Consider the following 20472-nt stretch of genomic DNA (forward strand, 5'->3'; position numbering starts at 1 on the left):
GTTTCGGAGTGCGGCGAGGACCCCTCGCGGGAACGGAACTCCCCGGGCGGCCCCGGGCGTTCTTCACGCGGTAGGCACTCCTGGTAGCCGGTGCGGTGGGAGGAAGCATGTTCAACGTCGCGGAGGAGTTCTTCGCTCCCGGTCGCAAGCACACGGACGACGAGCGGCAGCGTCTGGCGCTCACCCGGGAGGATCTGGGTGACGCCGATCCGTACCGGGGCCCGATAGATCTCGCCTCGGGCAAGGTGACGATACGGATCCCGGCCCCGGCCGGTCCCGCCCCGGCCGGGGCTACGGAACCGGAGCCCGAGCCGGGACCAGGATCGGATCGGGGACCAACTCCGGGATCAGACCGGGCTCTCCAGAAGCCGCAGCCGGTGCGCCAGCGCGGCGGCCTCGCCCCGGCCGGAGACACCGAGCTTGGCGAGGATGTTGGAGACGTGGACGCTGGCCGTCTTCGGTGAGATGTAGAGGGTCTCGGCGATCTGCCGGTTGGTGCGGCCCTCGGCGACCAGCCGCAGCACGTCCTGTTCGCGCGGGGTGAGCCCGAAGGTGTCGTCCTGCCCCGGCTCGGGTGCGGCGGGCGCGGCCGGTTCGCCGGTGAGCGGGGCCAGCCGGGCCCGGGCGGCGAGGAGTTCGGTGTCCTCGCGCAGCGGCTGCGCCCCGAGGCGTACGGCGGTGGTGTGGGCGTCGCGGAGCAGGGCGGCGGCCTCGTCGCGCCGGCCGCCTTCGGCGAGCTGGGCGTCGGCGAGCCGGTAGCGGACGCGGGCCAGCTCGTGGGGCCGGTCCAGGGGGGCGAAGGCGGCGGCGACCTCGGTCCAGCGGGCGGCGGTGTCGCGGCCCTCGGCGCGGGCGAGTTCGGCGGAGACGTAGAGGGAGTACGCCTGCCAGACGGGGTGCGGGGCGGCCAGGCTCAGCAGGCAGCGGCGGATCCGTTCGAGGGCGTCGGCCCGGCCCTCGTCGGCGGCCGGCAGGCCCCGGAGGTCGGCCTCGGCGACGGCGGCGGCGAGCAGCAGCGGCCATCCGTAGCGGTGGGTGCCGGGCGGGAAGCCGCTCTCGACGGCGGCGGCGAGGCCGTCCCGTACCTCTTCGATCCGGCCCTCGACGGCCGCGACGGCGACGGCGGCCCGGGTCGTGGGCAGGGTGTACTGCGGGATGGGGTCGTGGGCGGTGCCGTACCGGGTGCGGGCCTCGGCGACCTGGGCGGTGGCCGTCGCCGTGTCGCCGCGCAGCAGGGCCAGCCGGGCGAGCTGGAGCAGGGCGGTGCCGCCCGGCTTGGAGGACGCGGCGGCGGTGCGCAGCAGCAGTTCCGACTCCTCCTGGACGCGGTCCCACTCGCCGAGCGCGAAGAGCGACTCGACGAGGTTGGCGCGGATCCAGCCGCCGGATTCGAGCAGGCCGTGGGCGCGGACGAAGGCGATCCCGTCGGTGGCGACCTTCACGGCCTCCCGGGAGCGGCCGAGTCCTTCGAGGCTGGAGGAGATGTTGATGTAGGCGCGGGCGGCCTCGTGCAACTGGCCGAGGACGGTGGTCCGTTCGCGTACGGCGTGCATCTCGGCGAGTCCGGCCTCGGTGTCCCCGGCGGCGACCATGATGGTGCCGAGGGTGAGCCGGGCGGTGAGTTCGGTTCCCTCGGCCTTGACCAATCGGGCGTATTCGACGGCGCGTTCGGCGGCGGCGAGGGATTCCGAGCCGGGCAGACGGAGCATGCCCCAGCCGGCGGCGATGGCGAGCACGAGGGCGTGTACGGCGGACGGCGGCAGGCCTCGGACGAGTTCCTGGGCGCGGCTGATCTCGGCCCAGCCGTCGCCCCGGCCGAGCTGGGATTCGAGGCGGGCCCGCTCGACGTGGAACCAGGCGGCGCGCAGCGGGTCGTCCGCCTCCTCGCCGCCGAGGAGTCGCAGCGCGGTCCGGCCGATCTTCAGGGCGCGTTCGCGGGCGCCGGACAGCCGGGCGGCGACGGCGGCCTCGGCGAGCAGGTCGAGGTAGGTGAGCGGGGTGTGTTCGGGGTCGCAGCCGCAGGCGGGGTACGACTCGGCGTAGTCCATGGGGCGCAGCGCGCCGCGGACCTCGTCGGGGACGGTGTCCCAGAGTTCCATGGCCCGTTCGAGGAGCCGGAGTTGTTCGGCGTACGCGTGACGCTTGCGGGTCTCGACGGAGGCGCGCAGGACGGCGGGCAGGGCGCGGGCGGCGTCCTGCGCGTGGTACCAGTACGTGGCGAGCCGGCTGGCGCGTTCGTCGGCGCGGACCAGAGCGGGGTCGGCTTCCAGGGCTTCGGCGTAGCGGCGGTGCAGCCGGGAGCGTTCGCCGGGCAGCAGGTCGTCGCCGACGGCCTCGCGGACGAGGGAGTGCCGGAAGCGGTAGCCGTCGCTGTCGGGGGCGGGGACGAGGATGTTGGCGCCGACGGCGGCGCGCAGCGCCTCGATCAGGGCGTCCTCGGACAGTCGGGTGACGACGGCGAGCAGGCCGAACTCGACGGTGGAGCCGCCTTCGGCGACGGTGCGGACGACCTGCTGGGTGGTCTCGGGGAGGGTCTCGACCCGGATGAGGAGCAGGTCGCGCAGCGAGTCGCTGAGGGAGCCGACGGTGCGGCCGCACGCCTCGGAGGCGACGAGTTCCTCGACGAAGAAGGCGTTGCCGTCGGAGCGGCTGAAGATCGCGTCGAGGAGGGCGGGGTCGGGTTCGGCGGCGAGGATGCCGGTGAGCTGGCGGTGGACCTCGGCGCGGGTGAAGCGGGCGAGTTCGACGCGGCGGACGGAGCGCAGCCGGTCGAGTTCGGCGAGCAGGGGCCGCAGCGGGTGGCGGCGGTGGATGTCGTCGGAGCGGTAGGTGGCGACGACGGCGATCCGGCCCCGGGCGAGGGTGCGGAAGAGGTAGGCGAGCAGATGGCGGGTGGAGGCGTCGGCCCAGTGCAGGTCCTCCAGGACGAGGACGACGGTGTGGTCCTGGGCGACGCGTTCGAGGAGCCGTGCGGTCAGCTCGAAGAGGCGGGCGGTGGCGTCCTCGGCGGCGGGGTCGTGTCCGGTCGGGTCGCCGATCTCGGGGAGCAGTCGGGCGAGTTCGCCCTCCTGGCCGCGGGCGGCGGTGTCGAACTCGGCGGGCAGCGCGCGGCGCAGGGCGCGCAGGGCGGCGGAGAAGGGCGCGAACGGCAGTCCGTCCGCGCCGATCTCCACACAGCCGCCGACGGCGACGACGGCGCCCCGGTCCGTGGCGAGGCGGGTGAACTCCTCGATGAGGCGGGTCTTTCCGACGCCCGCCTCGCCGCCGACGAGCAGCGCCTGCGGTTCTCCCGCGCCGGCGCGGGGCAGCGCCTCGGTGAGGGCGGCGAGTTCGCTCGCCCGGCCGACGAACACGGGGCTGACTGACCTGGTCTCCACGGCGCCGAGCATCGCACAGGCGACCGCCCCCGCGCTCGGGCCACCGCTCACGCGGCCGGCCGGGCTCACGTGGCCGGCCCGGCTCACGCGGCGCGTGCGAAGCGGTCGGCGAGGGTGCTCACCCGCCCCTCCGTTTCCTGGCGTCCGCTGCGGCGGCCGGCGCGGGCGGCGCTCCGGGTGGCCCGGGCGGCTTCCCGGGCGAGGCGGCGGGTGTCGGCCTGGCGGACCAGCTCGGCGTGCTGGGCGCGGTGGAGTTCGTACGTGAACATGGCCATCTCCTCTGGTTTTTCGGGGCTGTTCGCCGTTTCTGGTGGTGCCCCTTGCGATGTCTCCACTCTGCTCGCCGAGGGGGTGCGGTCGCATCGGGAGGGTGCCGCATGTTCGGCGTAGGCAGGTCCTTAGGGCATGCCTGGGGGGCCTTACGAAGCCCTGGGGCGTGTACGGAGGGCCTTACGAAGCCGCTCCGGACGCCGCACCGGCCGTACTCCCTCGCCCCAGGCCAAATCTGACGGTTCGTCATGATGTGCGACACGCCGATCGCCCACCGCCCCGATCTCCTTTGCCCCGCCGCCCCTCGGGCTCCACAGTGGGGCGGCGGCCTCCGCGTGGGCGGCGCGCACGGGATCCGATCACTACGGGGGTGGGAATTGGCGAGCCTGGTGAGCGCCGCACCGGCGCACGGGGCCGGTACGGGGGGTCCGGTCCCGATCTACGAGGGCGGGGACATCGAGGAGCTGCGCCGGATCGTGGGCGGGCGGCTGTCGCCGCACCGGCTGACGGTCCTGGGCGAGCAGCGGCTGCCCGGCCGGTTCCGGGCCTTCCACGAGGGCCCGGTGGGACTGTACGACCTCGCCTACGGCACCCCGGTGCGGCTGCTGGTGAGGGAACTTCCCGACTTCTACAACGTCATCCTGCCGCAGGCCGGCGGCGGGGTGGTGACCGTCAACGGCACGGCGCTGACCTCCCCGCTGTCCGTCGCCGGGCCCGGGGACGTAGTGTCGATGGAGTGGGACCCCCGGGCCGTCAACGGGGCGTTGTCGCTGTCCCGGCGGATCGTGGACGAGATGCTCACCGTACGCCTGGGGGACGTACCGACCGGGCCGCTGCGGTTCCACCGGCACCAGCTCGACCCGGCGGACCCGGCCGTATGTTCCTGGCTGGCGCTCGTCCACGCCTTCCGGCTGTTCGTCGCCTCCCCGCTGGCGCACCACTCCGACCTGGGCGTACGGCACTTCGAACGCCTCCTGGCCGACACCCTGCTGGACGTCCAGCCGCACTCCTGGAGCGGCGCGGCGGCCGGCGGCGGGGCGGCCGGTGCCTCAACCGGCGGCGGCGCGACGGCGATGCTGCCGAGCGCCGTGCGCCGGGCGACGGCCTACTGCGCGGAGCACGCGGACGAGGCCGTCTCGGTCTCCGACATCGCGCGGGCGGCCCGGGTCGGCGTACGGACCCTGCGGGAAGGGTTCCGGACCCATCTGGACACCACACCGCTGGCGTATCTGCGCCGGGTCCGGCTCGACCGTGTCCATCACGAGCTGACGGCCATCGCGGAGGGCCGGGCCACCGGTTCGGTCACCGAGGTCGCCTGCCGCTGGGGCTTCACCCACCTCGGCCGGTTCAGCGCCGAGTACCGGCGGGCGTACGGCCGGCTGCCCTCGGATACCTCACGGGGCCGGCCCCCGCTATCCGCAAACGCGCCGGGCTCCGGCCCCTGAGCGGATAGTCCGGGGATCACGGCCCGGGACAGTCTGGTTCCCGTCGGGCGGCGGCCACGCCGCTCCGCCCGGCAAACGAATCCGACAACCAGACAGTCGGACAACCAGACAGACGGAAGGGACACGGTCTCCATGGCAACGAAGACGCGCAAGGGTCTGCTCCGGGCCACCGCGGCGAAGGCGGCCGGCCTCACGGCCGCGGTCGCGCTCCTCACGGTCGGCACCATGACGCAGGCGCAGGCGTCCACGAGCGCCGGTTACATCGGCGACGGCTACGCCAACAACACGCACGGGGTGTGGTGCGTGCAGCATCTCCTCAACGACGTCGCCGAGGGCCTGGGCCACGGCCGCCCGCTGACCGAGGACGGCCAGTGGGGCCCCAACACCAAGAGCTGGGTCAAGTGGTACCAGGGCACCGCGCCCTTCAACCTCACGCCGGACGGCATCGTCGGCAAGAGCACCGGCGGCTGGCTGCTGATCGAGGGCGACCAGTACTACGGCGGCACCAACTACTGCTACAACTACGTCCCGTCGAACTTCTGATCCGACCGTCCGGCCGAGGGGGACGGTCCGGCAGCGGATGACAGGAACGGCGAGGCCGGAGCCCATGGAGAAGGGGCTCCGGCCTCGCCGGCCGTTCAGCTCGCGGTCACCCCGGCCCCGGCTTCCGCCCCGGTGTCCGTAGCGGCGGCCGCCTTCGCCGCCCGCCACTCGTGGGCCAGGACCGACCAGACCTCCATGTCGGCGCGCTTGCCCCGGTACGGGTACTGCTCCCGCAGCACTCCCTCGCGGCTCATGCCGAGACGGCGGGCGACGGCGAGGCTGGGGGTGTTCTCGGACGGCGCGACCCACTCGATGCGGTGCATGCCGCGCTGTTCCACAGCCCAGTCGATGATGGCCCGGCAGGCGCGGGTGACCAGGCCCTTCCCGGTGGCGGACTCCTCCACCCAGCAGCCGACCTCGGCGGTCTCGTTGGTGGTGTTGAAGGTCCGGAACATCAGACCGCCGACCAGCCGGCCGTCGAGGCGGATGCCGTAGAGGTACCCCGCGTCGTCGACGCTCTTCTGCGCGTACGCCCGCAGGAAAGCCCGGGCGGCGGCGAGGTCGGAGACGGCGTCGGGCATCCCGATGTGGGCACCGATGAACGCGCGGGAGCCGTCGATGTGGGCGAAGAACTCCTCCGCCTGCCAAGGCTGGAGCGGGGTCAGCTCGGCACCGTCGTCACCCAGCGATATCGCGAACATCCTTGTTTTTCCTCCGGCTGTATCAGGGTCACTTGTCGCGCGGGGATCTTCGCACGGCGGGCGCCGGCGGCGCGGCCGATTTCCGCCGCTCAGGCCCCTGACCTGGTCTCTTCGCGTGCTTCGGTACGGGTATCGGTACGGATTTCGGTACGAGTCCCAGTACGGGTCCCGGCGCCGGCTCCCGTACCGGATCCCGCACCCGCTTCCGCTTCCGTACGCGCCTCGGCGGCCACCCGGCACTCCGGCGGCTCGATGCTGATCCGGGGCAGGATCCGGTCGAGCCGGCGCGGCAGCCACCAGTTGGCCCCGCCGAGCAGGTGCATGAGCGCGGGCACGAGCAGGGTGCGCAGGACGAACGCGTCGAGCGCGACGGCGGCGGCCAGCCCGATCCCGAACATCGCGATGACCCGGTCGCCGGAGAGGACGAAGGCGAGGAAGACGGAGATCATGATGACCGCCGCCGAGTTGATCACCCGGCTGGTCTCGGCGAGCCCGACCCGGACGGCCCGCCGGTTGTCGCCGGTCTCCAGCCACTCCTCGTACATCCGGCTGACCAGGAAGACCTGGTAGTCCATGGAGAGCCCGAAGAGCACCGAGACCATGATCACGGGCAGGAAGGGTTCGATGGGCCCGGCGCTGCCGAGGCCGAGCAGTTCACTCCCCCAGCCCCACTGGAAGACGGCGACGACGATGCCGAAGGCTCCGGCGACGGCGGCGATGTTCATCGCGGCGGCCTTGAGCGGGATGCCGATCGAGCGGAAGGCGAGCAGCAGCAGGAGGCAGCCGAGGGAGATCACGACGCCCACGAACAGGGGCAGTTTGCCGACGAGGGTCTCGGCGAAGTCGTCGTACGAGGCGGTGACTCCGCCCACGTGGACCTGGAGCGAGGTGCCCTGCGCGGCGGGGGGAAGAACCTCGGCGCGGATCCGGTGGACCAGTTCGCTGGTGGCCTTGTCCTGGGGTGAGGAGTCGGGGACGACGGTGAGGAAGGCGATGTCGCCGGCCGGGCTGTAGGTGATCGGGGAGACGGAGGCGACGCCCTCGGTGTGCGCGAGGCGGGCGGGCAGCGCGTCGAGGGCGGGGCGGTCGTCGGCGCCGTCGAGGGCGGCGACCAGGGTGAGCGGTCCGTTCACGCCGGGGCCGAAGCCGTCGGCGATCAGGTCGTACGCCTTGCGGGTGGTGGCGCCGGCCGGGTTGTTGCCCTGGTCGGAGGTGCCGAGGTGGAGGGAGAAGGTGGGCAGCGCGAGCAGCAGTATGGCGGCGGCGGCGAAGGCGCCGAGGAGCTTCGGGCGGCGTTCGACGAAGGCGGACCAGCGGGCCGCGAAGCCGGTGGGCAGCTCGGGCCGGGGGCCGTGTTCGGCGAGCCGGCGGCGTTCGCGGCGGCTCAGCGCGCGCATGCCGATGAAGGAGAGCAGCGCGGGCAGCAGGGTGACGGACGCGGCGACGGTGAGGACGACGGTCAGGGACGCGGCGACGGCGACGCCGTTGAGGAAGCCGAGCCGCAGGATGAGCATGCCGAGCAGCGCGATGCAGACGGTGGCCCCGGCGAAGACGACGGCCCGGCCGGTGGTGGCGACCGCGATCCGGGCGGCCTCGGCGACGGGCAGACCGCGTTTGAGCCCGGCGCGGTGCCGGGTCACGATGAACAGCGCGTAGTCGATGCCGACGCCGAGGCCGATGAGCAGGCCGAGCATGGGGGCGAAGTCGGCGACCGTCATGAGGTGCCCGAGCAGCACGATGGCGGAGTACGCGGTGCCGACGGACACGAGCGCGGTCGCGATGGGCAGCGCGGACGCGGCGAGCGAGCCGAAGGCGAGGAAGAGGACGACGGCCGCGACGATCACTCCGATGGCCTCGGCGAGATGCCCGCCGGGTGCCTCGGTGAGGCCGACGGCCTCGCCGCCCAGTTCGACCTGGACGCCGTCCCCGGCGGCGGTCCGGGCGGTGTCGACGAGGGCCTGGGCCCGTTCGGTCACCACCCCGTCGGCCTGGGAGGCGAAGGTGACGGAGGCGTACGCGGTACGGCCGTCGGCGCTGATCCTGCCGGGCGCGGAGCCGTACGGGGAGGCGACGGAGGCGATCCCGGGCAGTTCCTCCACCCGGTGGAGCATCGCGGCCATCCGCTGTTCGACGGCGGGATCGCGCACGCTGCCGCGTTCGGTGTGCCAGACGATGGTGCCGCCGTCGCCGCCGATGCCGGGGAAGCCGCGGTCGAGCAGGGCGAGGGCGCGGCCGGACTCGGTGCCGGGCTCCTCGTAGTCGGAGGAGTACGCGCTGCCCGCGACGGCCGCGCCGGCGACGGTCCCGCCCAGGGTGAACAGCCACAGGAGAACGACGACGAGGCGGTGCTTGACGCACCACCGTGCGATGGCTGCCACGGGCGTGCTCCCAGGGTGGATGGGCGGTGCGGCCACTCTTGCAGCCAATAATGATCCTTTGCCCTTTTCGTGGCGTTCCTCACAAGGCATATGCGCGAGGGGGTCCGGCGGGCCGGGGAGGGCGGCCGGGCGAGGCACTGGGAGAGGCACTGGGAGAGCGACCGGGCGGAGGACGTACGGATCAAGCGCTCTCCCGGCACATTCATCGCCTGTTGACGGGCCGGTGAACGGCGCGCGCTGACATGGCGGCATGAACCTGAGACGAACCCTGGCGGGCACCGCCCTCGCCGCCACCCTCGCCTGCGGCCCGCTGGCGACCGGCGCCGTCGCCCAGTCGGGTCCGGCCACGGCCCCGACGACCACCGCCGCCACCACCACCGCCACCGCGCACACGACGGTCGCCACGCCCCACCCGGGGCCCGACGCATCCGCCCGCCCGAAGAAGGGGGACCGCACGGTCCCCGTCCTGCCGTCCGCACCCCTCGACGGCCTGCCGACCTTGCGGGAGGCCCAGGAGCGGGGCCTTCTCGCGGGGCCCGTGACGGCCCCGGGCGAGGCGACGACCCAGGACTTCCCCGGGCCCGGCTGCTCCACGCCCCCGCAGGGCTGGAGCTACCACGACTATCTGAACCCCGGCGAGTGCCTCACCTCGGACACGTACATCGCCGTCAACGTCATGTTCAACCGCTGGTACGAGCTGTGGGTCCAAGCCGACGGCAACCTCGTCTTCTACGACCACAACGAGTCGCCCTACAAGGCCCTGTGGCAGACCGGGACCCAGGGCAACTGGAAGACGTCGCTGTGGATGCAGTGGGACGGCAACGTCGTCCTCTACGACGGATGGGGCAACCCTCTGTGGAACACGGGCACGAACGGCTGCGGCGGCCTGGGCGCCTGGCTGCGGGTCCAGAAGGACGCCAACATCGTCCTGTACGCCCGCGACTGGTCCCCGATCTGGGCCCGCTTCGACGGCCCCGGCTCCCGGCCCTGCTGAGCCGCACCTCCGAGTGATGTTCGCGCGCGGCGAGCCGCGCGCGAACATCGCCGGGGGGGGCAGGGCTACGGCGTCAGACGCGGACCGAGGAGACCTCGGGTTCCCCTCGGACCGACTGCGTCGGCAGCGGCTCGTTCACCGCGAATTGGCACCAGACGATCTTGCCGGGGTCCCGCTCGGCCACGCCCCAGAGGTCGGACAGGGCGTCGACGATCTGGAGGCCGCGGCCCGATTCGCCGTCGGGGGTGCGGACCGCCGGGGTGCCGTCGCCGCTGTCGTGGACTTCGACGCGGAGGAGAGCGGGGTGGTGCAGAAAGAGGACGAGACGGAAGCCCCGGCCGGGCGGGACGCCGTGGCGGAGGGCGTTGGTGGTGAGTTCGCTGACGCACAGGAGTACGTCGTCCGCACGGGTGTGCGCGCCCCAGTCGGCCAGAGCCTTCCGGGTGAAGTCCCGCGCGAGCGGGACGGACAGGCGTTCGCGGCGGTAGAACGCCTCGCGAAACAGGGGGAGTTGGTCGTTCACGGCGCCCACAGTGGACTCTTCCGCCCCACCCGCCCCAGGGACCCGACCCGTACAAATTCGTTGTACGGGTTTGTCGTGCATCGCGTCCGTGTGTCGTGGGGATGGACCGCTCATGCAACACACCAACAAGACCAAAAAAGTCCCGTCCTGGGAAGTGGTCGGCGCGCTCCTGGCGCTGTACCGCAGGCAGGCGGGGCTGACACAGCCGCAGTTGGCCTCCCAGGTGAACCTGGGCCTGGAGACGCTCGGATCGATCGAGCAGGGGCGCCGGGCACTGCGACTGAAGCTCGCCGGCGAAATGGACGACCTGCTGAACACCGGTGGGGCGCTGTCGGTGGCGGTCGCGAAGGCACCGCAGAAAGAGCGCTACCCGGTCTTCGTACAAGACTTCATTGAGCTGGAGGCGCAGGCGATCAGCCTCTGCTCGTACCAGAACGGGGTTGTCCCGGGGCTGCTCCAGACGCCGGAGTACGCCCGCGCGGTCTTCGACTGCCTGTACCCGCCGATCACTCCGCAGGAGGCGGAGGACCGGATGCTCGACCGGATCGACCGTCAGCGGATCTTCGACAAGACGCCGTGGCCGCCGCTGATGTCCTTCCTGCTGGACGAGTCCGTCTTGGAGCGTCCGATCGGCGGGCCGGAGGTACTGCGGGGGCAGATCCTCCATCTGCGCGAGATGGCCGAACTCCCCACCATCGGACTGCAGATCGTTCCGAAGTCGCGGACGAAACACGCGGGGCTCGCCGGGCCCATGGTGCTCATCGAAACGCCTGACCACGAACACGTGGCCTACATCGAGGGGCAGCGGGTCAGCTTCCTCATCGACGACCCCGACGAGGTCGGGATCCTCCAGGCCAAGTATGGAATGCTGCGCTCACAGGCCCTGACGCCGGAAGAAACCATGGGCCTGTTGGAACGTACGGCAGGAGTGACATGAGCGCAGCAGCACTTTCGTGGTTCAAGTCCAGCTACAGCAGCGATGAGGGTGGCGACTGCCTCGAAGTCGCCTACGACTGGCGCAAGTCCAGCTACAGCGGCAGCGAGGGCGGTGATTGCGTCGAGGTGGCCACGCACCCCGCCGCCGTCCACGTCCGCGACTCCAAGCTCGGAGAGACCAGCCCCGTCTTCACCGTCTCCCCCACCACCTGGAACGCGTTCGTCGACACGACCCACTGACCGACCGCACGAGAGAGCGGCCCACACCCCCTGGGGTGCGGGCCGCTCTCTCGTTTCGTCGGCATTCTCCAAGCCGCGAGGGGAATGCTGCGCTCGCAGACCCTGGATACCTCCGACAGGAGAGACATGAACGCAGCACCACTTTCGTGGTTCAAGTCCAGCTACAGCGGCAGCGAAGGCGGCAACTGCCTCGAAGTCGCCTACCAGTGGTTCAAGTCGAGCTACAGCGGTGACGAGGGCGGTAACTGCCTGGAGATCGCTTACCACTGGTGCAAGTCGAGTTACAGCAGCGACGAAGGCGGCGCCTGCGTCGAAGTCGCCGCCCACCCCACCGCCGTCCACGTCCGCGACTCCAAACTCGGCGAGACCAGCCCCGTCTTCACCGTCTCCCCCACCGCCTGGAACACCTTCCTCGGCACCACGCACTGACCGACCGCACGACAAGCAAAGAGCGGCCCACACCCCTCATCAGGGTGCGGGCCGCTCTCTCGCGTCCGTCGAAACGGGGCGGATCAGCCCTCGCTGACGCCCAGCTTCTCCAGGATCAGGTCCTTGACCTTCGCCGCGTCCGCCTGGCCACGGGTGGCCTTCATGACCGCGCCGACCAGGGCGCCGACCGCGGCGACCTTGCCGCCGCGGATCTTGTCGGCGATGGCCGCGTTGCCCGCGATGGCCTCGTCCACGGCCGTGCCGAGCGCGCCGTCGTCGGAGACGACCTTCAGACCGCGCTTCTCCACGACCTCGTCCGGGGTGCCCTCGCCCGCGAGAACGCCTTCGATGACCTGACGGGCCAGCTTGTCGTTCAGGTCGCCGCCGGCGACCAGGGCGGAGACCCGGGCGACGTCCGCCGGGGTGATCGGCAGCTCGTCCAGGGCGACACCGCGCTCGTTGGCGTTACGGGCGAGCTCGCCCATCCACCACTTGCGCGCCGACGCCGCGTCCGCGCCCGCCTCGATGGTGGCGACGATCGGGTCGACCGCGCCCGCGTTGAGGATGGACTGCATCTCCAGGTCGGCGACGCCCCACTCCTCGCGCAGCCGGTTGCGGCGCAGCCTCGGCAGCTCGGGCAGACCCTTCCGCAGTTCCTCGACCCACTCGCGCGCGGGGGCCACCGGCACCAGGTCCGGCTCGGGGAAGTAGCGGTAGTCCTCGGCGTTGTCCTTGATGCGGCCCGAGGTGGTGGAGCCGTCGTCCTCGTGGAAGTGACGGGTCTCCTGGATGATCGTGCCGCCGGCCTCCAGGACCGCCGCGTGACGCTGGATCTCGAAGCGCGCCGCACGCTCGACGGAGCGCAGCGAGTTGACGTTCTTCGTCTCCGAGCGGGTGCCGAACTGCTCGGCATCCTTCTTCATCAGCGACAGGTTGACGTCGCAGCGCATCTGGCCCTTGTCCATGCGCGCCTCGGAGACGCCCAGGGCACGGATCAGCTCGCGCAGCTCGGCGACGTACGCCTTGGCGACCTCGGGGGCCCGCTCGCCCGCGCCGACGATCGGCTTGGTGACGATCTCGATCAGCGGGATGCCGGCCCGGTTGTAGTCGAGCAGCGAGTGCGAGGCGCCGTGGATGCGGCCGGTCGCGCCACCCACGTGGGTGGACTTGCCGGTGTCCTCCTCCATGTGGGCGCGCTCGATCTCCACGCGGAAGATCTCGCCGTCCTCCAGCTGCACGTCGAGGTAGCCGTCGAAGGCGATGGGCTCGTCGTACTGGGAGGTCTGGAAGTTCTTCGGCATGTCCGGATAGAAGTAGTTCTTCCGGGCGAAGCGGCACCACTCGGCGATCGAGCAGTTCAGCGCGAGGCCGATCTTGATGGCGGACTCGACGCCGATCTCGTTGACGACCGGCAGGGCGCCGGGCAGGCCGAGACAGGTCGGGCACGTCTGCGTGTTGGCGTCCTGGCCCAGCTCGGTGGAGCAGCCGCAGAACATCTTCGTCTTCGTGCCCAGCTCGACATGGACCTCAAGGCCCATGACGGGGTCGTACACGGCGAGAGCCGCCTCGTACGACAGCAGTTCAGTGACAGTCACGGTGGAACTTCCCTCTCAGCCCAGCAGGACGTCGTCGTCGCCGAGGCGCTTCAGCTCGCGGTACAGGATCGCGAGGCCGGTCACGATGGCGGCGGCGGACACGACGGCGTCGATGAGCTGGAGCGTGTCGTGCTCGGAGCGCGCCTTCTTGACCTGCTTGGCGACGCCGACGGCACCGAACGCGGTGGTGCCCATGGACAGGTACGTACCGGTCTTGGACTTCTTGAAGCCCTTGGCCTTCTGCAGTGCACTGGTCACAGCGACGGAGCCTCCTCAAGCAGCGGGTGACCCCACTTTTCCACGAAGGCGGCCTCGACGGCGGCACCGACCTTGTACAGGCGGTCGTCCTTCAGGGCGGGGGCGATGATCTGCAGGCCGACCGGCAGGCCGTCCTCCGGCGCGAGGCCGCAGGGCAGCGACATGGCGGCGTTGCCGGCCAGGTTGGTCGGGATGGTGCACAGGTCCGCGAGGTACATCGCCATCGGGTCGTCGGCGCGCTCGCCGATCGGGAAGGCGGTGGTCGGCGTCGTCGGGGAGACGAGCACGTCGACCTGCTCGAACGCCTTCTCGAACTCGCGGGTGATGAGGGTACGGACCTTCTGGGCCGAGCCGAACCACGCGTCGTAGTAACCGGAGCTCAGGGCGTACGTACCGAGGATGATGCGGCGCTTCACCTCGGGGCCGAAGCCGGCCTCGCGGGTCAGGGCGGTGACGTCCTCGGCGGACCGCGAGCCGTCGTCGCCGGCCCGCAGGCCGTAGCGCAGACCGTCGAAGCGGGCCAGGTTCGAGGAGCACTCGGACGGCGCGATCAGGTAGTACGCGGACAGCGCGAGGTCGAAGGTGGGGCAGTCCACCTCGACGATCTCGGCGCCCAGCGACTTCAGCAGCTCGACGGACTCGTCGAAGCGCTGCACGACACCGGCCTGGTAGCCCTCGCCGCGGAACTGCTTGACGACACCGACGCGCATGCCGGCGACGGAGCCGTTGCGGGCGGCCTCGACGACCGGCGGGACCGGGGCGTCGATGGACGTCGAGTCGAGCGGGTCGTGGCCGGCGATGGCCTCGTGCAGCAGGGCCGCGTCGAGGACCGTACGGGCACACGGGCCGCCCTGGTCGAGCGAGGACGAGAAGGCGACCATGCCGTAGCGGGACACCGAGCCGTAGGTCGGCTTGACGCCGACGGTACCGGTGACGGCGGCGGGCTGGCGGATGGAACCGCCGGTGTCCGTGCCGATCGCGAGCGGGGCCTGGTACGCGGCGAGCGCGGCCGAGGAACCGCCGCCGGAGCCGCCGGGGATCCGGGTGAGGTCCCAGGGATTGCCGGTCGGGCCGTAGGCGCTGTTCTCCGTGGAGGAGCCCATCGCGAACTCGTCCATGTTGGTCTTGCCCAGGATGACCACGTCCGCGGCCTTCAGGTTCTTGACCAGCGTGGCGTCGTACGGAGGGATCCAGCCCTCCAGCATCTTCGAGCCGACCGTGGTGGGAATGCCCTGGGTCGTGAAGATGTCCTTGAGCGCGAGCGGGACGCCGGCCAGCGGGCCGAGCTTCTCGCCCCGGGCGCGCTTCTCGTCGACGGCGCGGGCCTGGGCGAGGGCGCCCTCCCGGTCGACGTGCAGGAAGGCGTGGACCTTCTCGTCGACGGCGTCGATCCGGGCCAGGTGGGCCTCGGTGACCTCGACGGCGGTGAGCTCGCCGGAGGCGATCTTCGCCGCGATCTCCGCGGCGGTGAGCTTGATGATGGTGCTGTGGTCCGTCATGGAGTGGTCAGTCCTCCCCGAGGATCTGCGGCACCTTGAAACGCTGCTGCTCCTGGGCGGGGGCGCCGGAGAGCGCCTGCTCCGGGCTGAGCGACGGTCGGACCTCGTCCGCGCGCATGACGTTGGTCAGCGGCAGCGGGTGGGAGGTCGGCGGTACGTCTTGGTCGGCGACCTCGGAGACGCGGGCGACCGCGCCGATGATGTCGTCGAGCTGTCCGGCGAAGTGGTCGAGTTCTTCTGCCTTGAGCTCCAGACGTGCCAGCCGTGCGAGGTGGGCGACCTCCTCGCGCGTGATGCCAGGCATGCGGATCCTCACGGGGTGAGTTTGATGGTGTTGGGGCCAATCCTATGGGGCCCGCGCCACTGCCCGTGAACTGAGCAAGTAAGTAAGTAAGTGAACCAGCCCCGCCCGCGCCCGCCTACCGCGCCACCTGCCCCGACGGACGGTCCAGGTCCGTCACCGCCGTGATCCCGGTGTTCACCGCCGTGATCCCGGTGTTCGCCGCCGTCTGAGCCGCCGCTTGCGCTGCCACCTGCGCTGCCACCTGTGCCGCCGCTTGCGCGGCAGCCTGCGCGGCCGCCTCCGCGGCGATCTCGGAGGGGCGGCGCCAGCCGTGCTCGCCCCGGGCGCGCAGCCAGGCGGTGGCCTCGGCGGGCGGCATGGCGGCGGCGACGAGCCAGCCCTGGACGGCGTCACAGCCGAGGTCGCGCAGCCGCTCCCAGGTCTCGTCGTCCTCGACGCCCTCGGCGACGACCAGCAGGCCGAGGGAGTGGGCGAGGTCGACGGTGCAGCGCACGATCTCGGCGTCCTCGGTGTCGACGGCGAGACGGGCGACGAAGGAGCGGTCGATCTTCAGCTCGCTCACCGGGAGGCGGCGCAGATGGACGAGCGAGGAGTAGCCGGTGCCGAAGTCGTCGAGGGACATCTTGACGCCGTGGCCGGTGAGGCCGGCCATGGTGTCGGCGGCCCGCTGCGGGTCCTCCAGGAGGACGTGCTCGGTTATCTCCAGCTGGAGCGCGCCGGCCGGGACGCCGTGGCGGGCGAGGCGGGCGGCGACGGCGCCGGCGAAGCCGGGGGTGTGGACGTCGCGCGGGGAGACGTTGACGGCGACGGGTACGTCCAGGCCCTGCGCCCGCCAGCGGGCGACCTGGGCGAGCGCGGTCTCCAGGACGTACTCGGTGAGGTGCGGCATCAGTCCGGAGGACTCGGCTATCGCGATGAACTCGTCCGGCGGGACCTTTCCCCGGTCCGGGTGGACCCAGCGGACCAGCGCCTCCAGACCGGCGACCTGGCCGTCGAAGCGGACCTTGGGCTGGTAGTGGAGTTCGACGTCGCCGGCGTCGAGCGCGCGGCGCAGGTCGCCGAGGAGGCCGAGGCGGTCGGGGGTGTTGGAGTCGCGCTTCGACTCGTACACCTCGACGCCCGTACGGTCCCGCTTCGCCTGGTACATGGCGACGTCGGCGCGGCGCAGCAGGCCCTCGGCGTCCAGGGCGTGCTCGGGGAAGACGGCGACGCCGGCGCTGGCCTCCAGGACGAGGGTGAGGCCGTCGAGGTCGAGCGGGGAGGACAGCTCGGCGACGAGGTGGCGGGCGACCCGCTGGGCGCTGGTGGTGGAGTCGGCCGTGGGCAGCAGGACGGCGAACTCGTCGCCGCCGAGCCGGGCCGCCTCGGCGCCGCGCGGCAGGGCGAGCCGGAGCCGTTCGGCGATCTGGAGCAGCAGCCGGTCGCCGGCGAGGTGGCCGAGGGTGTCGTTGACGGACCGGAAGCGGTCGAGGTCGATGAGGACGAGGGCGGAACGGACGCCCTGGCCCTCGGCCTCCTCCAGGGCGGTCCAGGTGCGTTCCAGGAGCCACTGGCGGTTGGGCAGGCCGGTGAGATGGTCGCGGAGCTGTTCCTCGGCGCGGGCGCGGGCGATCCACAGGGTGGAGTCGAGGGCGATCAGCGGGACGGCGAAGAGCGGCAGGAGCGCGGGGCGCGAGGCGGTGACGACGCAGACGAGCGGGGCGATCGCGAACAGCGCGAGGGCGACGAGGCCCTGGCGGAGCAGGGCGCTGCGGGCGATGGTGGGCAGTCCGCCGCCCTGCGGCGCGAGCGCGTACCAGAGCAGCAGGCGGGTGCAGACAAGGTAGGCGACGGCGGCGAGCACGATCTCGGGGACGTCGGCGATACCGCCGTCCAGGGGCTGCCAGGGGTGGGCGACGGTCGGGACGTCGCCGAAGGTCGCGAGGACGAGCGCGGCGGCGCCGGTGCCGAGGACGTCCACGGCGCCGTGCAGCAGGCCCTGGCGCCAGCGGTGGCGGCGGGCGGCGGCGACGAGGACGACGACGGAGAGCGAGACCAGAGCGGCCGGCACCCAGCCGTACAGGAGGAGGACGGCGAGGGTGAGCGCGGCGCCGGAGCCGGTGCCGCCCCACCAGCGGTCGCGGCCGAGCGCGACGAGGTGGCCCACGATGAGGCCGGTAAGGACGGCGAGGGACCAGCCGGCCGCGCCGTCGGGGAAGAGTGCCTGACCGGTGCTCAGGGTGTGGTGGAGTCCTGCGGCGAACGCGACGGCGGCGATGCCCACCAGCGCCGCGGGCAGCCCGGAGGCGAAGCCCACGAAGGCCGCGCGGGCCTGGGGCCGCGCGATGGGGGCGGCGCTCTCGGTCGGTTTCATTCCCGTCCCTCTCACAGCCGGCGGTGCCGTCGCGACACGGCGCCGCCGACCTGCCGCCGGCAGGTCCGTCGCCATGCCGCCGGGCGGTCGCCGCGCCGAGTGTTGTCCGAACCGCGTGTTCCGCTGTCGCGCCGGCTGGGCCCTCGCACGGCCGTGCGCGACGGACGCACAGTCACCACAGTAGGCCGCGAAGGGCCGCTGCGGGCAGTGCTCTCCTTCTCTTGCCCGAATGCGACCCCGCCACCCGTAACGATCTGGTATGCGCCGAACGGGTGAGCTAGCCCGGTCCCCGAGGGGCCTCCGGGGGCCCCGGCCGCGGCCGGAAACCGTCCGTGCGCCTCCCCCGAGGGGCGCACGGACGACCCCGCCGCGGACCGGATCCGGGCGGGGCCGGACGGGGTCCGGGCCGGTGCCGCAGCGGGGCCCGGGGGCTATTCGGCGACGGGCAGAGCGGCGTCCCGCGCGGCGTCGGGGCCCTGTTCGAGCAGGACGGCGAAGCCCGCCTCGTCCAGAACCGGAACCTTCAGCTGCATCGCCTTGTCGTACTTGGAACCAGGGTTGTCACCGACGACCACGAAAGCGGTCTTCTTCGAAACGGAACCGGTCACCTTCGCTCCGAGGTTCTGGAGCGACTCTTTTGCGCCATCCCTGGTGTAGTCCTTCAGAGTGCCGGTGACGACCACGGTCAGTCCGTCCAGCGGACGGGGACCCTGCTCCTCCCCCGCGCCCTCGTCCTCCAGGGCGACTCCGGCCGCGCGCCACTTGCGCACGATCTCGCGGTGCCACTCCTCCTCGAACCACTGCTTCACGGACGCGGCGATGATCCCGCCGATGCCGCCGGTCGCCGCCGCCAGCTCCTCCTCCGTGGCCTGCTCGATCCGCTCCAGGGAGCGGAACTCGCGGGCCAGCGCCTCGGCCGCGACCGGTCCGACGTGACGGATCGACAGACCATTGAGGAAGCGGGCCAGCGGGCGGGTCTTCGCCTCCTCGATGTGCTTCAGCATGGCGAGCGCGTTCTTCTTCGGCTCGCCCTTCTGGTTGGCGAAGACCGAGACGATCTTCTCCTCGCCGGTCTTCGGGTCCCGCTTGGGCAGCCCGCTGTCCGGGTCGAGGACGTACGCCCGGATCGGCAACAGCTGCTCGATGGTGAGGTCGAACAGGTCGCCCTCGTCGCTCAGCGGCGGCTCGGCCGGCTCCAGCGGGCGGGTGAGCGCCGCCGCCGCGACCATGCCGAAGTTCTCGATGTCGAGGGACGAGCGGCCGGCGAGGAAGGCCAGCCGCTCGCGCAGCTGGGCGGGACACGTCCGCGCGTTGGGGCAGCGCAGATCGATGTCACCTTCCTTCATCGGCTTCAGCGGCGTCCCGCACTCGGGGCACTCGGCCGGCATCACGAACTCGCGCTCGGTGCCGTCCCGCAGGTCCACCACCGGGCCGAGGATCTCCGGGATGACGTCACCGGCCTTGCGCAGCACGACCGTGTCACCGATCAGCACGCCCTTAGCCTTGACGACCTCCTGGTTGTGCAGGGTGGCGAACTCGACCTCGGAACCGGCCACCGTCACCGGCTCGACCTGCGCGTACGGCGTGACGCGCCCGGTGCGGCCGACGCCGACCTTGATGTCGATCAGCTTGGAGTTGACCTCCTCCGGCGCGTACTTCCAGGCGATCGCCCAGCGCGGGGCGCGCGCCGTGGAGCCGAGCCGGCCCTGGAGCGGGATCTCGTCGAGCTTGACGACGACGCCGTCGATCTCGTGCTCGACGGAGTGCCGGTTCTCGCCGAAGTACGTGATGAACTCCCGTACGCCGTCGAGGGAGTCGACCACCTTGTTGTGCCGGGCGGTGGGCAGGCCCCACTCGTGCAGCAGCTCGTAGGCGTCCGAGAGACGGGCGATCTCCAGGCCCTCGTGCGCGCCGATGCCGTGCACCACCATGTGCAGCGGCCGGGTCGCCGTCACCTTCGGGTCCTTCTGGCGCAGCGAACCCGCCGCCGCGTTGCGCGGATTGGCGAACGGCTTGTCCCCGGCCTCCACCAGGCGCGCGTTCAGCGCCTCGAAGCCGGCCATCGGGAAGTAGACCTCGCCGCGGATCTCGACCAGCGCCGGGACGCGCTCGCCGCGCAGCCGGTGCGGGATGTCCGCGATCGTGCGCACGTTGGGCGTGATGTCCTCGCCCGTACGCCCGTCGCCGCGGGTCGCGGCCCGGGTCAGCCGGCCGTTCTCGTACGTGAGGTTGACGGCGAGACCGTCGACCTTCAGCTCGCACAGGAAGTGGTACGTGCCCGCGCCGACGTCCTTGGCGATCCGCTCGGCCCAGGCGGCCAGCTCCGCGTCGTCGAACGCGTTGTCCAGCGACAGCATCCGCGAGCGGTGCTCGACGGAGGTGAACTCCGTCTCGTACGAGCCCGCCACCTTCTGGGTCGGCGAGTCGGGCGTCCGCAGATCCGGGTACTCCTCCTCCAGCTCCTCCAGCGACCGCAGGAGCCGGTCGAACTCCGCGTCGCTGACGACCGGCTGGTCCTTCACGTAGTACCGGAAGCGGTGCTCCTCGACCTGCTCCGCCAGCTCGGCGTGCTTCTCCCGCGCCTCGGCGGGGGCGGCGGAGGCCCCCTGTTCGACTGTCACCGTTTC

The 20472-nt window shown here is 72.0% G+C and carries 17 protein-coding genes and 1 pseudogene; 7 read left to right on the top strand and 11 right to left on the bottom strand.

Annotated features, from left to right (window positions below):
- Nucleotides 1-107 precede the first annotated feature (107 nt).
- Nucleotides 108-272: pseudogene (locus tag ABZ990_RS04140) on the top strand (DUF6191 domain-containing protein); the annotation flags it as partial.
- Between the two features lie 75 nt (nt 273-347).
- Here ABZ990_RS04140 and ABZ990_RS04145 read toward each other — a convergent pair.
- A complete protein-coding gene (locus ABZ990_RS04145) occupies nt 348-3389 on the bottom strand; it encodes an AAA family ATPase (protein WP_361225096.1) in 3042 nt (1013 codons plus the stop codon).
- Between the two features lie 71 nt (nt 3390-3460).
- Nucleotides 3461-3646 (bottom strand): hypothetical protein, encoded by a 186-nt coding sequence (locus ABZ990_RS04150; RefSeq protein WP_361224885.1) that lies wholly within the window; start codon nt 3644-3646, stop codon nt 3461-3463.
- A gap of 390 nt (nt 3647-4036) precedes the next feature.
- Between ABZ990_RS04150 and ABZ990_RS04155 the strand changes: the two genes are divergently transcribed.
- Nucleotides 4037-5092 (top strand): AraC family transcriptional regulator, encoded by a 1056-nt coding sequence (locus ABZ990_RS04155; RefSeq protein ID WP_361224888.1) that lies wholly within the window; start codon nt 4037-4039, stop codon nt 5090-5092.
- A 132-nt stretch (nt 5093-5224) separates the two neighbouring features.
- Nucleotides 5225-5635 carry a peptidoglycan-binding domain-containing protein gene (locus tag ABZ990_RS04160; protein WP_361224890.1) on the top strand — a complete coding sequence of 137 codons (411 nt, stop codon included), beginning with the start codon at nt 5225-5227 and terminating at the stop codon, nt 5633-5635.
- A gap of 95 nt (nt 5636-5730) precedes the next feature.
- On the opposite strand, the gene ABZ990_RS04165 is transcribed toward ABZ990_RS04160, so the two are convergent.
- Together ABZ990_RS04165 and ABZ990_RS04170 are read right to left on the bottom strand one after the other, a co-directional pair.
- Entirely contained in the window at nt 5731-6336 is a 606-nt protein-coding gene (locus ABZ990_RS04165) for a GNAT family protein (RefSeq protein ID WP_361224893.1), read from the bottom strand.
- Nucleotides 6337-6425: 89 nt separating this feature from the next.
- On the bottom strand, nt 6426-8714 hold the full coding sequence (locus tag ABZ990_RS04170) for an MMPL family transporter (protein ID WP_361224896.1): 2289 nt from the start codon (nt 8712-8714) through the stop codon (nt 6426-6428).
- A 250-nt stretch (nt 8715-8964) separates the two neighbouring features.
- Here ABZ990_RS04170 and ABZ990_RS04175 point away from each other — a divergent pair, with 250 nt between their 5' ends.
- On the top strand, nt 8965-9708 hold the full coding sequence (locus ABZ990_RS04175; RefSeq protein ID WP_361224899.1) for a hypothetical protein: 744 nt from the start codon (nt 8965-8967) through the stop codon (nt 9706-9708).
- A 73-nt stretch (nt 9709-9781) separates the two neighbouring features.
- On the opposite strand, the gene ABZ990_RS04180 is transcribed toward ABZ990_RS04175, so the two are convergent.
- Nucleotides 9782-10231 carry an ATP-binding protein gene (locus tag ABZ990_RS04180; protein ID WP_361224901.1) on the bottom strand — a complete coding sequence of 150 codons (450 nt, stop codon included), beginning with the start codon at nt 10229-10231 and terminating at the stop codon, nt 9782-9784.
- A 112-nt stretch (nt 10232-10343) separates the two neighbouring features.
- Between ABZ990_RS04180 and ABZ990_RS04185 the strand changes: the two genes are divergently transcribed.
- The 3 genes from ABZ990_RS04185 to ABZ990_RS04195 all read left to right on the top strand — a co-directional run bounded on the left by ABZ990_RS04185 (nt 10344) and on the right by ABZ990_RS04195 (nt 11836).
- Nucleotides 10344-11168 (top strand): helix-turn-helix transcriptional regulator, encoded by an 825-nt coding sequence (locus tag ABZ990_RS04185; protein ID WP_361224904.1) that lies wholly within the window; start codon nt 10344-10346, stop codon nt 11166-11168.
- Entirely contained in the window at nt 11165-11407 is a 243-nt protein-coding gene (locus tag ABZ990_RS04190; RefSeq protein WP_361224906.1) for a DUF397 domain-containing protein, read from the top strand. The genes ABZ990_RS04185 and ABZ990_RS04190 overlap by 4 nt, the downstream gene beginning before the upstream one ends.
- Before the next feature lie 126 nt (nt 11408-11533).
- Entirely contained in the window at nt 11534-11836 is a 303-nt protein-coding gene (locus ABZ990_RS04195) for a DUF397 domain-containing protein (protein WP_361224909.1), read from the top strand.
- An 83-nt stretch (nt 11837-11919) separates the two neighbouring features.
- Here the strand turns inward: ABZ990_RS04195 and gatB are convergent, their stop codons facing one another.
- From gatB to ligA, 6 genes are all read right to left on the bottom strand, one after another.
- Nucleotides 11920-13431, bottom strand: a complete 1512-nt coding sequence (gatB, locus tag ABZ990_RS04200; protein WP_361224912.1) for an Asp-tRNA(Asn)/Glu-tRNA(Gln) amidotransferase subunit GatB — start codon at nt 13429-13431, stop codon at nt 11920-11922.
- A gap of 15 nt (nt 13432-13446) precedes the next feature.
- The gene (locus ABZ990_RS04205; RefSeq protein ID WP_361224915.1) at nt 13447-13689 is read right to left on the bottom strand and encodes a hypothetical protein; all 243 of its coding nucleotides are present in this window, start codon (nt 13687-13689) and stop codon (nt 13447-13449) included.
- Nucleotides 13686-15188: an Asp-tRNA(Asn)/Glu-tRNA(Gln) amidotransferase subunit GatA gene (gatA, locus tag ABZ990_RS04210; RefSeq protein WP_361224918.1), complete on the bottom strand. Its 1503-nt coding sequence runs from the start codon at nt 15186-15188 to the stop codon at nt 13686-13688. Before gatA ends, ABZ990_RS04205 begins: the two co-directional genes overlap by 4 nt.
- Nucleotides 15189-15195: 7 nt before the next feature.
- On the bottom strand, nt 15196-15492 hold the full coding sequence (gene gatC / locus ABZ990_RS04215) for an Asp-tRNA(Asn)/Glu-tRNA(Gln) amidotransferase subunit GatC (RefSeq protein ID WP_361224921.1): 297 nt from the start codon (nt 15490-15492) through the stop codon (nt 15196-15198).
- Nucleotides 15493-15607: 115 nt separating this feature from the next.
- Nucleotides 15608-17845: a bifunctional diguanylate cyclase/phosphodiesterase gene (locus tag ABZ990_RS04220; protein ID WP_361224924.1), complete on the bottom strand. Its 2238-nt coding sequence runs from the start codon at nt 17843-17845 to the stop codon at nt 15608-15610.
- A 431-nt stretch (nt 17846-18276) separates the two neighbouring features.
- Entirely contained in the window at nt 18277-20466 is a 2190-nt protein-coding gene (ligA, locus tag ABZ990_RS04225) for an NAD-dependent DNA ligase LigA (protein WP_361224927.1), read from the bottom strand.
- Between the last annotated feature and the right edge of the window lie 6 nt (nt 20467-20472).

Source organism: Streptomyces sp. NPDC046203 (assembly GCF_040646255.1).
Classification (GTDB): domain Bacteria; phylum Actinomycetota; class Actinomycetes; order Streptomycetales; family Streptomycetaceae; genus Streptomyces.